Consider the following 12266-nt stretch of genomic DNA (forward strand, 5'->3'; position numbering starts at 1 on the left):
GGCTCCGCCATCGTGTTCCAGGGGCCGTTCGCGGTGACCGGCAGCGCCGACACGCTCGCCTTCGACCTGACGCTGCCGGCCGTCTCCGGCAACCGGACGACCAGCGTCGTGGCCACCGTCGGTTCCGCCACCATCGACACGACCCTCGCACTGACCGACAACGCGCCGGCGACCAGCACGGTGAACGTCAACACCTTCCCGGTCGCCGCCGACGACACCGTCACCGTCGGCGACAACCGCACGTCGACGGTCAGCGTGCTCGGCAACGACACCGACCCGGACGGCGACCCGCTGACGGTGACCGGCGCCGGCCAGGGCACCAACGGCACGGTCGCCCTGGTGGGCGGGGTCCTCAGCTACACGCCGGCGACCAGCTTCACCGGGTCCGACAGCTTCACCTACACCGTCTCCGACGGCCGCGGCGGCACGGACCCGGCGACCGTGAACCTCACGGTGACGACGCCGTCGGGCACGCCGGCGCAGACCACCGACGACACCGCCACCGCCGTCGCCGGTACGCCCACCACCATGGACGTGCTGAGCAACGACACCGGCCAGGGGCTGAGCGTGACGGGGGTCAGTGCGCCGGGCAACGGCACCGCGACGATCACCCTGGGCGGGACCGGCGTCGAGTACACCGGAAACTCGTCGTTCACGGGCTCCGACACCTTCACGTACACCGTCACCGACCTGGGCGGGAACACGTCCACCGGCACGGTGACCGTCACCGTGACCGCGCCGGTGGTCCCGCCGGTGATCACTCCGCCGGCGCTGCTGATCGTGGCCGACGACGAGGTCGACACCCCCAGCGGCACGGTCGTCGTGGTGAGCCCGCTCACCAACGACACGGGTGACGGCCCGCTCAGCGTCCAGTCCGCCGCAGGGGCCTCGCACGGCACCCTGACGCTCACCGGCGACGACGTGAGCTACCAGCCGGCAGCGGACTTCTGGGGTACGGACACCTTCACGTACACGGCTCAGGACGCCCACGCGGCCACCGCGACGGGCACGGTGACCGTCACGGTCCTGCCCTCCGCCGCCCCGGCCGCCGACACCGCGACCGTGGAGTTCCGCACCGCCACACTGCTCGGTGTGCTCGCCAACGACCCGGCGGGCGCCACGGTCGCCGCGGTCACGCCGGCCTCGCACGGCACCGTGACGCTCGACGGCGGGACGGTGCGGTACGTCCCGGACAGCACGTACGCGGGTCCGGACAGCTTCACGTACCGGCTGACCGGCGGCCCGTCCGTCGCGACCGTGTCCGTGATCGTCACCGGGCCCGCCCTGGCGCCCGCCGACGACGTGTTGACGGCGGTACGCGGCGCCGCCGGCCGCATCGACGTGCTCGGCAACGACATCGGCACCGGGCTAACCGTCGAGCAGGTCTCCGCGGCCACCCACGGCACGGCCGAGCTGCGCGGGGACGGCGTCTGGTACACCTCCGGGACTGCGTTCCGGGGCACGGACACCTTCACCTACCGGGTGCGCGACGCGGCCGGCCAGACCGCCACCGCGGCCGTGCACGTGAGCGTCGCCAACGCCGGACCGGCCATCGAGGCCGTTCCGTCGCGGACCGTCACCGCGGGGGAGAGCCTCGTCGTGCCGTTCCGCGTCACCGACTCGAACGACGACGACCTCACGCTGACCGCGGGCGTCCCGACCGGCAGCGAGGGGGCGGCCACGGGCATCCGGCGTACCGTGACGGGCACCCGGCTCACGCTCACCGTGGACGAGCGCTTCAGCGGTGTGGTGACCATCCCGGTCGAGGTCCGGGACCAGGAGGCGAGCGCCGCCACGGAGCTGACCGTCACCGTGCTGCCGGCACCGGCGGGCACGGCCACCGGGGTGATCCTCGCCGACCCTGGCGCCCGCGCCGAGCTGGCAGACCCCGTCTACGTCGACGGCCGGCCCACCTCGCGCACCCTGTCGAACCGGGTCGACTCCCTGGTGACCTGGCGGCCCTCGCCGGCTGCCAACCTCATCGGGTACCGCGTCATGCTCAACGGCAACCGGGTCTGCACGGTGCGCGCCACGGTCCGGTCCTGCCGGATCGGCAGCGTCGCCCTCGATCCCGGTGACGCCGTGCGGGTCGTCGCGGTCGGCGCGGAGGGCACCCTGGCCGAGCCGGTCGCCGCCCGCATCACGCCGACGTCCGCGGCGAACCGGCTCCTGGCCGTCGTGTACTTCCCGGTCAGCGAGTTCTCCCTGGACGCGGCCGCCCGCCGGGTCCTGGGGACGGTCGCCCTGCAGGCGCGCACGTACGGCTTCGGCACCGCGCTCATGGTCGGGCACACCGATGCCGACGGTACGGCGGCCTCGAACGCGACCCTGTCGCAGCGGCGGGCAGCGCAGGTCGCCGCGTACTTCCGGCGTACCTATCCCGGCCTGCGGGCCACGCACACCGGCCGGGGCGAGACGCAGCCCGTACGCCCCAACACCACCGGCCGCAACAAGGCGGTGAACCGCCGGGTCGAGATCTACATCGGCTGACCGGCCCGCCGGGCGAGGGTGCGCAGCGCTCCCGCCCCGGCCGCCGCGACACCCGCCCCGCCGCCGAGCGCCAGCACCACCAGCACCCGCTCGGCGGCGGCCGGCCCGGCGAACGGCAGCACCGCCCGGTGGAACGAGGTGACGTCGGGCAGCACCGACAGCGCGACCAGCGCCGCGCCGGCGCAGACGGCGAGGACCCCGGCAGCCCGGCCGCGCAGCACCGCCACCGCGCCCCCGGCCACGAGAGGCCAGCCGAGCAGGTTGACGCCGGTGGCGCTGAGGAACGTGCCGAGCGGCGCCGCCGAGGTGACGGCCAGCGCCGATCCCATCACATGGGCCACCGATGCGGCCATCGCGACCGTACCGGCGGCGGCCAGCGCCAGGTCCGGCCGCCGCAGCCGGCGTGCCAGCACCGCAACGGCGGCGGCGACCGCCACGACGGCGGCCCACCAGGGCAGCGGCGCGGGCGCCGGTTCGCCGACCAGCTCGCCGGTGACCGTGACCGGCACCCCGCCGACGCCCAGGCTCAGTGACCAGGGCTGCGTGCGGCCCGGCCCGACCGTGCGCCCGAGCGGGGTCGTGCGGGCGTCGGCCCAGGTCAGTGCGGTGCCGGGACCGACGACCGCCGGTGTCGCCGGCCCGCCTCCCTCCGGCACCGTCACCGGGACGCCGGTGTCGTTGCGGATCGTGAGCCGGGCGCCGTCCTCGACCGCCACGACCGTGAGGCCGGGGATCGGCGGGGTCACCGCCACCACGCGGCTGCGGGCGTCCGCCGGGGCCAGCCCACCGGCGTGGGCCTGGACCGCAGAGCCCGTCCCGAGCACGAGGCAGGCGAGCAGGACCGTGCCCGCGGCGACCCGGCGCAGCAGCGTCACCGGGCCGGTACGCCCGGAGCTGACGAGGCGGCGTGCGGCGCCGGGGGCGCGCCCGCGGACGGGGGCTGGAACCGGCGGGCCACCAGCGCCGTCAGTCCGCCCGTGAAGGCCGTGAGGGTGAGCAGTCCCGTGACGATGTGGACGTTCCAGCCCACCCCGACCGTGACCTCGCCCACCGCCAGCACGGCACCCCACACCAGCACGGGCGCGGCCAGCCCGGCACCGATCCAGCGGGCGTCGGCCGACCAGGTCACCGTGCGTCCGGCCACCCGCAGCACCAGCTCGGCGCCCGCGCCCGCGCCGGCGACGGTCAGTGCCATCCACCAGGGGTCCCCGGTCCCGAACATCACGTGCATCAGCAGTGCCGGCACGGCGACAAGCACCGCCGCCACGCCCCACGGCAGCGGCCACCGCCGCCCGATGACGAGGACCGGGAGGAGCAGCAGCGCGGTGCTGAACAGGTAGCCGTGCACGATCTGCGCGTCCTGGGAGAAGATCCGCACCGGGTTCTCGCCGGTGCCCACCCACGGCATGGTGAGCGCGGAGGCGTGCAGCGAGTAGATGTGCAGCGGCAGCACGGACAGCAACGCCGACACCGTGACGAGGATCGCGTCTCCCGCGCTCAGCGCGCGACCGGGTCCGGCGGCAAGCATGAGCGCCGGGCCGGCGGCGACCAGCACCATGCCGAGGATGATGAGCTCGTGGCTGGGGCTGACGAAGATCTCCAGGCCCTGCTCGATGCCGAAGAGGTTGTGCCACAGCGTGTCCATGCCGCCGCCCACCAGGAGCAGCGCCATCCCGGCGACCGGGATGCGCAGCGCGTTCGGCAGGGCGAGCAGCGACCGGTACGTGGGGATGGCGGGCAGCCGGGACCGCAGCACCCACACGAGCGTGAGCCCGCTGGCGGCGATGCCCGAGTAGAGCACGCCGTGCCACGGGGTCCAGAACGTCTCCAGCTCCGGGGTGGTGGCGTGGGCGTACGCGTCGAGCTGCAGGCCGGCGACGAGCCAGGCGCTCGCGACGAGCAGCACCCACCGTTCGCGTGCGGTGAAGGACACGGCAGTCGGGTCCACCCGGTCACTCCTCTCAGGACAGCCGGGTGGCGGGCGCGGCCCGGCGCCCTGTCAACCTACCGAACCGGGTCCGGGCTCAGGGGCCGCCGAGCCGCTGCAGGACCTCCTCCGCGCGGGCCGCGGCGGCCCGGTCGATCGCGCGCAGGGTGTTGTCGTCGAGCTGGTGGTCGATGCGCATCCGGGCGGCGAGCAGCTCGACCGGGTCCTCGCCGCCCGCGTGGGGCCGCAGTTCCAGCAGGCAGGGCCCGGTGCCGGTGCGCAGGGCTCCGATCTCGGCGGTGGCGGCACCGGTGATCGCCTCCACGTCGTCGCTGTCCACCGACAGCACGGTGACGGCGGGCAGCGTTCCGGCGGCGGCGAGGTGCTCGCCGCGGCAGAACACGATCGGCAGGTCGGCGTGCACCGCCGGCGGGAGAGGGCCGGTGCCGGTCAGGCAGACCGCAACGATCCTGCGGTCGCCGGCACGCGTCTTCGCCCGTGCCGTGGCCACCGCCTCGGCCGGCCCGGGCGCGGTCGTCACGTCCCCGCCGAAGAGCAGCGCCGCGGCGCCGACCGTGTGCCAGGGGCGGGGCGCCCCGGCCGCCACGACCGCGTTCAGCGGGCCCAGAGCGGTCAGCAGGCCGACGGCCACCGCCTCGTCGCCGGACCCGGCCGGGCGGGAACGCCGCTCCTCCAGCCGCCGGACGAGCAGCATGCGATGTAGCAGATCGGTGCGCTGAGCGGCCCGGAAGCCCGGTCTCTCACCCACCCCCTCAGCGTCCCGGCACGGGGCGCGTTGCGCAAGACGCCGCTGAGACCGGTGTCACAGACCGGCACTTTCATACCACGGCGCCCGGGCGGCGAGGCGTACCCCGCCCGGGTGCCCGGACAGGGGAGGTGTTCCACCCGTTCGGCTCACCGACTCAGAGCCATGATCCGCTACTGTGTGTGACGTAGGTGGAGGCCCGACTGTGCAGGAGTCGCTGGTGGTGGACGTGACGAGCGCTAAGGCGCCCGCCCGGGATCGCTATTTCGATACTCTGCGTGCATTGGCCATCGTGCGGGTCGTGGCGTACCACGCGTTCCACTACGCGGTGCTTGCCCTGCTCTTCCCCTCCATGGGCGTCATGTTCGCGCTCGCCGGTTCGCTGATGGCCAAGTCGCTCGACCGGGCCGCGGCGCCGACCGTGATCCGCGGGCGGGTACGCCGCCTGCTGCCCGCGCTGTGGGTGATGGGCGGGATCCTGGTGCCGCTGATGCTGCTCGCCGGCTGGGGGCACCGGCCCGCGTGGCCCGACTTCCTGCTGTGGGTGCTGCCCCTGGCCACGCCGCCGGCCAGCCACGGCCTCGGCGACGTCGGCGCGGAGGGCGCCGGCGTGCTGTGGTACCTGGCCACGTACCTGTGGCTGGTGCTGCTGTCACCGCTGCTGCTGCGGCTCTACCGGCGGCAGCGGCTGCTGACCGTCGCGCTGCCGCTGATCGTGCTGGCCGCGCTGCACAACCGGCACATCGCCGACGGCAACAGCGCCGTGCAGACCGCCGGGTACGTGCTCACGTTCCTGCCCTGCTGGCTGCTGGGTTTCGCGCACCGCGACGGCGACCTGCGCAAGCTGCGGCCCGTGGTGGTGGCCGGGGTCGCCACCGGCTGCGCCGCGCTCGGGCTCGGCTGGGTCGTCGAGCACCCCGGACCCTCCGGCCTCGACATGGTGCCGTTCCCGCTCGCCCACGCCCTTTACTCGATGGGCTTCGTGCTGGCGCTGCTGCGCCTGAACCCCAGCCTCGCCTGGCTCGGCCGGATGCCGCTGCTGCAGAAGGTGGTGTCCGCCCTCAACAACCGGGCGGTGACGATCTACCTCTGGCACAACGTCGTCATCACGGTCGCGATCATCGTGGGGGACCGCCTCGACCTCTGGAACGTCCACCAGGGGGCACTGATCTACCTCGGCTTCACCTGTATCGCGGTGTCGATGCTCGTGGTCACGGTGCTCGGCCTCGGCTGGGTGGAGGACCTGGCGGCCCGCCGGCCGCCGCGGCTGCGCCCGTGGCAGGTGCGAACGCCCAAGCACGCGGCCGCCCGCCTCGCCGACGCCGTCGAGTCCGGCCCGCGCATCGGTGCCGCCGCCTGACCGTCAGGCACACAGGTACGGCGGCACCGCCCAGGGCACCCCCAGCTCGGACGGCAGCGCCAGGGTCTCCGCCGAGCGCCGCAACACCCTGTTGATGCCCCGGATCACCCGTACCCCGCCCCGGATCTCCACGAGCGGCCCGCCCAGCAGCGTGGGCAGCGGCACCTCGGGCGCGGTCAGCGCCTCCAGCACGCCGGTGAACGCCTCGGTGCGGGCCAGCGGCACGAGCAGCGGGACAGCCGGGTCGCCGCGATGGGCGACCAGGTTCTCCAGCAGGTCCGTCCGCCCCTCGACCGGCCGCAGCGCGGTGTCGCCGGGCAGGGCGAGGCGGTCGGTCGGGTACTCCAGGACAGCGCGGCCGGCCGTACCGTCGACGACCACCTCACCGGCGATGAAGTCCTCGCCCGCCAGTGTCACGGCCGCCGTCAGGCGCAGCCCCCCGGCGAAGGTGAGCCGGGCGAACGCCGTGTCGTCGACCTCGATGGGCCGGGTGCGGTAACGCTCGACCGCGAGCGCCTCGACCGGCCCGGCGCCGGCCGCCGCCGCCGCGGCGAGACTCTGCATGACCGCGTGCGCGAGCGGGTTGACCAGCGCGCCGTCGACCGTCGGCCGGCCCGCCACGCTGCGACGCCCGGCCCAGGGTGCCCGCGCGTAGTAGGCGTCGTCGCGCTGCCAGGACGCCACCGTGGCGATCGACCGGACCGTCTGCCCGGCCGCCGCGTCGAACAGCATCCCGGCGGCTCGCGATCCGAGCGCCTGGAACCCGACCTGGCAGGCGCGCCCGGTCTCGCCGAGCACCGCCATGAGGCTGCGATGCTCGGCCAGCGTGCGCAGCGGCGGCTTCTCGAGCAGGACGTCCGCGCCGGCGCGGAGCGCGTCCTCGGCGATGGGTAGGTGGGTGTGCGGGGGAGTGCAGATCACCACCACATCGGGCTTCGTCGCGTCGAGCAGCTCATGGTGGCAGGCGAAGAGTCGGATGCCGTCCGGCAGCGGCGGGTCCCGGTCGATCGGGCGGGTGTCGGCCAGCGCCACCAGGCGTACGCCGCCCAGTGACGCGAGATGCCGCCGGTGGTGCCGGCCGTACCCGTTGGCCCCGATGAGCGCGACGGTGGCCGTCACGCCGCGAACTGGGGGATGACCTCCTGGGCGAAGCGCAGCATCGGCTCGTGGTCGTAGGCCACCCGCGGCACGTACACGATCACGTAGTCGGCGCCCGCCTCGGCCATCCGCTCGATGCGGCCGACAGTGTCCGCCGTGGACTCGCTCAGGTCCAGCTCGAGGCTCGTCGACTTGATGATCCGGCCGTAGTCGCGGCCCAGGGCGTCGCAGTGGCCGCGCAGGACGCCCAGCTTGTGGCGGATCAGCTCCGGGTCGCCGCCGCCGACGTTGCAGGCGTCCGCGTACTGGGCGACCAGCTTGAGGGTGACCTTCTCGCCGCCGCCGCCGAGCCAGAACGACGGGTGCGGCTTGCGGACGCCCTTCGGCTCGTTGATCGGCTTGTCGATGGAGTAGTGCCGGCCGGTGAAGACCGGTTGCTCCTCCGTCCACATCTTGTGCACGATCTCGACGGCCTCGCGGAACTCGCCCATCCGCTTCGGTACGTCCCGCCACTCGTAGCCGTACGCCTTCCACTCGTGCTCGTACCACCCGGCGCCGAGCCCGGCGTAGAGCCGGCCGTGGCTGGCGACGTCCACCGTGGAGGCGATCTTGGCGTAGAGCGAGGGCTGCCGGTATCCGTTGCAACCCACCATCTGCCCGATGTTGACCCGGCTGGTGTCGCGGGCCAGTGTCGACGTCACGGTCCAGCACTCGAAGACGGAGTTGATCGTCGGCTCGGGGACGGTGTGGAAGTGGTCGTACACCCACACCGAGTCCCACGGCCCGGCGTCGGCCACCTTGGCCACCGCCGTCATCGCCTCGTACTGCTCGACCGGGTCGGCGATCTCGACGAGGTCCATCTTCCAGCCCTGCGGTACGAACACTCCGAAGCGCACACTCATCCTCGCAACGTACCCGATCTTGCCGGTCACTTGCGGTTCGCGACCACCTCCCGCTCGCAGGCCGGCATCAGATCCATGCCCTTCGTGATGGAGCCGCGGTCGTTCTGCTCGCCCCCGAGCGAGATGTCGACGCCGTTCTCGCCCACCTCGACGTACTTGACGCCCTTGCCCTTGAGGCACGCGACCACGTCCCGGGCGAAGTCCTTGGCCTCGGGGTTCGCCGGGTCCTTCTCCCACGGCGGCAGCGGGTAGTAGAGCGGCTCGCAGGCCTTGTTGGCGGCCTCGAGCTTCTGGATCTCGGACTTGCTCGGGACCTGGCCCCGCCAGTCCTCCTTGGGCTTCGCGCCGTGCTCGCGGACGCACTTGTTGAACGGCACGAGCATCGCCTCGAACTCCTCCGGGGTGGTGTCCAGGCGCTCGCGGGGGCGCTTGGCGGCGGCCGCCGACGCCGATGCCGCGGGCGTGCTGCCCGCGCTGGCCAGGGTCGCCACCTGCCGGTCACCGTCCTGTCCGGACCCGGACGAACACGCCTGCACCGGTACGAGCATCGCGAGCGCCACCAGCAGACGTCCCGCTCCGCGTTTGCCGACCATCGTCTTGCCTCTCTGCCTCGGTTGTCTCGAGGCAGCATCGCCGGCAGATGTGTGGAAGCTGTCAGATGGCGTCGCTGCGGTCCCGCGCGCCGATGTACGCCAGCACCTCGGGGTCGGTGGCGTGCAGCCGGTCCACCTCCTCCCCGGCGTCGCAGCTGAGCAGGGCCACCACGACCGCGCCGGGTGAGCGGCCGAGCACCCGCCAGGTGGCGCCCGAGTCCTCCCAGCGGCGCAGCAGCTCCAGCGGCGACGTCCCCGGCGCCGGCCGGTCGACCAGGCTCGGGTTCGTGTCCTGTTCGGTGAGTGCCGTGCCCCCCGCGACGCGCTCGGCGGTCGCCCGGGCCCATGCGGCGAGCCGTCCTGCGGGTACGCCGTGCGGGGCCGCGGCGGCGTACGGCTCGATCCGGGATGCGGCGCGCCTCAGCAGCCGGGCCGCGCCGACGGTGTTGCCGCGCCGGGCGTGGGTCAGCCCCACCGCGAGCTGGGCCAGGCCCTGCCAGAGGTCGCGCTCCGGCTCTGCGGCCGCCTTCCACGCCGCCTCCAGCACCTCGTGCGCGTGGAACGGGCGGCCCGCCGCCAGCAGGCGTTCCGCTTCCCGCAGCGACTCGTCCGGTGGCAGGGCGAGGTCGTCCGGGGTGGTCGGCACGCCGGTCATGCCGTGCGGCAGGGGCCGGCCCAGGCCGTCGCGCGGGCGGGCGTTGCGCGGGCGTCCCGCCGCGTCACGGTCGCGTGCGTCGTGGTCGCCGGCTTCCCGGCCGGGTGCGGTCGTCGCCATGCCCCCGATTCTGCCCCGCCGCGCGGGACGGCGCCCGTGCGCCGGTCAGAGCGCGCCGGCGGTCGTGGGGCCCGGCACGGGATCGGCCCGGCGGGCACCGCGGAAGTCCGGCTCCGCCGCCGGCCTGCCGAAGTGGTAGCCCTGTGCCAGCCGGTATCCGAGCCGCTCCAGCTCGGCGGCCTGCTCACTGGTCTCGACACCCTCGGCGACGGCCGTCAGCCCGAGCCCGTTCGCCACCTGGATCAGGGCGGTGGCGATGACGGCGTGCCGCCCCGCCATCGTGATGTTGTCGACGAAGCTCTTGTCCACCTTCAGCACGTCGACCGGCACGGTCTGCAGCAGCCCGAGCGACGAGTGGCCGGTGCCGAAGTCGTCGAGCGCGATCCGTACGCCCAGCGCCCGCAGCTCGTGCAGCGCCTCGATCGCCTGGCCGCCCTCGAACACCGCGGTCTCGGTCACCTCGACGGTGAGCCGGGTGGCGGGCAGGCCGCTGTCCCGCAGGGCCGCGGCGACCATCGGCACGAACCCGCGGTGGGCCAGCTGGCGGGCCGAGGCGTTCACGCTGATCCGCTCCGGTGCGTCGGGGCCGAGCTCCGCGCGCCACCGGGCGGCCTGCCGGCACGCCTCGCGCAGGATCCAGGCGCCCAGCTCGACGATCAGGCCGTTGCGCTCCGCGACCGGAATGAACTCCGTCGGCGGCACCTCGCCGTGCTCGGGGTGGTCCCAGCGGACCAGCGTCTCGACGGCGACGATGCGGCCGTGCGGCAGCTCGACGATGGGCTGGTAGACGAGCCGGAACTGCCCGGTGTCCAGGGCGGCGCGCAGCTCGGCGCCGAGCTGGGCCTCCTCGCCCGCGCGGCGGTCGAGGTCCGGGACGTACCACCGGAACGGCTCGCGGCTGTCCTTGGCGGCGTACATGGCGAGGTCGGCGCGGCGCAGCATCTCCATCGCCCCCGCGTCGCCGGCGCTGTCGGTCAGCCCGATGCCGGCGCTGACCAGCAGCTCGTGACCGCCGCTGTGCAGCGGCTCGTGCAGGGCGGTGGTGATGCGCCGCACGACGTCGCGCGCCGCTCCCGGGCCGGGTTCGGTGATGAGCACGGCGAACTCGTCGCCGCCCATCCGCGCGACCATGGTGCCGACGCCGACCGTGGCCCGCAGCCGGTCCGCGACGGCGACCAGCAGCTCGTCGCCGACGGGGTGCCCCAGCTGGTCGTTGACGCTCTTGAACCCGTCCAGGTCCAGCAGCGCGACGTGCGGCCGCCCACGGGTCAGCTCGATGCCGAGGACCTGCTCGAAGCGGCGCCGGTTGGCCAGGCCGGTCAGGTCGTCGGACATGGCCAGGTCCTCGAGCTGGCCGGCCTGGCGCTGCACCTGCCTCACGAAGCCCGACATGCGCCGCAGCACCAGCAGGAACAGCATGATGGCGCCGATGGCGATGACGGCCCGGTCGAGCACGTTGCCACCGATCGCCGGCACCAGCAGCAACGCCGGCCCGAGCAGGGAGCTGATCACCAGCAGCACGACCCGCGGCGTGCCGATCCGGGCGGCGGTGCGGCTCGTGTTCACCGTGCCGGCGGAGCGCATGGAGGGGTGCAGCGCCGCGGCCGCCCAGAACACGTACGACATCAGGAAGGCGCCGTCGAAGATGCTGCCGTTGGCGTCGGCGTAGAGGCTGACCACGGAGAAGCCCACGTCCCCGGTCAGCAGCAGCGCCACGGCGGTCAGCAGCAGACGGGTGCTGGGGGTGCGGTCCGCGCCGCTGAAGCTGACCCGGGCGAGCAGCGCCAGCAGCAGCACGTCGACGGCCGGGTAGGCGACGCTGATGATCCGCTCGAACGCCGACACGGTCACGTCCGCGGCCACCGGCTCGATCACGAAGATCCAGAACACCAGGCCCACGCCGACGGCGACCGTGGCGGCATCCACGAGGGCGGCCTGGTCCTGCCCCCGGCCGCGCGGCACGAGCAGGATCAGACCCGTCAAGAGCATCGGGTACGCGCTGAGATAGAACGCGTCCGCCGGTGACGGGTACGGCTCCTGGAGCAGCACGTACTGGTAGTACTCGAAGATCACGTCGCCGACGACCCAGAGGAGCTGCCCGCCGGCGAACCAGTACCACATGGCGCGGCGCTCGGGCCGGTGCAGGCGGACGGCGGACAGGATCAGCAGGCCGGACACGAGCCCGACGGCGTTGTAGGTCAGGTTCCGGGCGAGGCTGTCGGCGGGCAGGAGGAAGTAGCAGCCGGTGACCAGCGCTCCCGCTGCCAGCCACAGCCACCACCATCGCCCGTGCCGCACGATCTGCTATCGGCGCCGCGAGCCGCGATCTGAGCAGCCTGCACGATGCAGCGGGGC

At 73.9% G+C, this 12266-nt stretch carries 10 protein-coding genes; 2 read left to right on the forward strand and 8 right to left on the reverse strand.

The genetic code is table 11. From position 1 onward, the window contains the following. Positions 1-12 precede the first annotated feature (12 nt). Complete coding sequence (locus tag AB0J80_RS25120) at positions 13-2490, forward strand: Ig-like domain-containing protein (RefSeq protein WP_364709284.1); 2478 nt, start codon at positions 13-15, stop codon at positions 2488-2490. Here the strand turns inward: AB0J80_RS25120 and AB0J80_RS25125 are convergent. The 3 genes from AB0J80_RS25125 to AB0J80_RS25135 all read right to left on the reverse strand — a co-directional run bounded on the left by AB0J80_RS25125 (position 2478) and on the right by AB0J80_RS25135 (position 5186). Then, entirely contained in the window at positions 2478-3365 is an 888-nt protein-coding gene (locus tag AB0J80_RS25125) for a hypothetical protein (RefSeq protein ID WP_364709287.1), read from the reverse strand. The two genes, AB0J80_RS25120 and AB0J80_RS25125, sit on opposite strands and share 13 nt — an antisense overlap. Further along, positions 3362-4438 carry a hypothetical protein gene (locus tag AB0J80_RS25130; RefSeq protein WP_364709289.1) on the reverse strand — a complete coding sequence of 359 codons (1077 nt, stop codon included), beginning with the start codon at positions 4436-4438 and terminating at the stop codon, positions 3362-3364. The genes AB0J80_RS25125 and AB0J80_RS25130 overlap by 4 nt, the downstream gene beginning before the upstream one ends. Positions 4439-4514: 76 nt before the next feature. Next, entirely contained in the window at positions 4515-5186 is a 672-nt protein-coding gene (locus tag AB0J80_RS25135) for a hypothetical protein (protein WP_364709292.1), read from the reverse strand. A gap of 226 nt (positions 5187-5412) precedes the next feature. Here AB0J80_RS25135 and AB0J80_RS25140 point away from each other — a divergent pair, with 226 nt between their 5' ends. Next, positions 5413-6543, forward strand: a complete 1131-nt coding sequence (locus AB0J80_RS25140) for an acyltransferase (protein ID WP_364709438.1) — start codon at positions 5413-5415, stop codon at positions 6541-6543. A gap of 3 nt (positions 6544-6546) precedes the next feature. On the opposite strand, the gene AB0J80_RS25145 is transcribed toward AB0J80_RS25140, so the two are convergent. The 5 genes from AB0J80_RS25145 to AB0J80_RS25165 all read right to left on the reverse strand — a co-directional run bounded on the left by AB0J80_RS25145 (position 6547) and on the right by AB0J80_RS25165 (position 12209). Next, positions 6547-7662, reverse strand: coding sequence for a Gfo/Idh/MocA family oxidoreductase (locus tag AB0J80_RS25145; RefSeq protein ID WP_364709294.1), 1116 nt, complete (start codon positions 7660-7662; stop codon positions 6547-6549). Beyond that, positions 7659-8543: an LLM class F420-dependent oxidoreductase gene (locus AB0J80_RS25150; RefSeq protein ID WP_364709297.1), complete on the reverse strand. Its 885-nt coding sequence runs from the start codon at positions 8541-8543 to the stop codon at positions 7659-7661. Before AB0J80_RS25150 ends, AB0J80_RS25145 begins: the two co-directional genes overlap by 4 nt. Positions 8544-8569: 26 nt before the next feature. Next, positions 8570-9136 carry a hypothetical protein gene (locus tag AB0J80_RS25155; protein ID WP_364709300.1) on the reverse strand — a complete coding sequence of 189 codons (567 nt, stop codon included), beginning with the start codon at positions 9134-9136 and terminating at the stop codon, positions 8570-8572. Positions 9137-9197: 61 nt separating this feature from the next. Continuing rightward, positions 9198-9911: a DUF309 domain-containing protein gene (locus AB0J80_RS25160; RefSeq protein ID WP_364709302.1), complete on the reverse strand. Its 714-nt coding sequence runs from the start codon at positions 9909-9911 to the stop codon at positions 9198-9200. A gap of 45 nt (positions 9912-9956) precedes the next feature. Continuing rightward, positions 9957-12209 (reverse strand): bifunctional diguanylate cyclase/phosphodiesterase, encoded by a 2253-nt coding sequence (locus tag AB0J80_RS25165; protein WP_364709305.1) that lies wholly within the window; start codon positions 12207-12209, stop codon positions 9957-9959. Between the last annotated feature and the right edge of the window lie 57 nt (positions 12210-12266).

Origin of the sequence: Actinoplanes sp. NPDC049548 (assembly GCF_040676695.1) — a bacterium.
GTDB lineage: Bacteria > Actinomycetota > Actinomycetes > Mycobacteriales > Micromonosporaceae > Actinoplanes.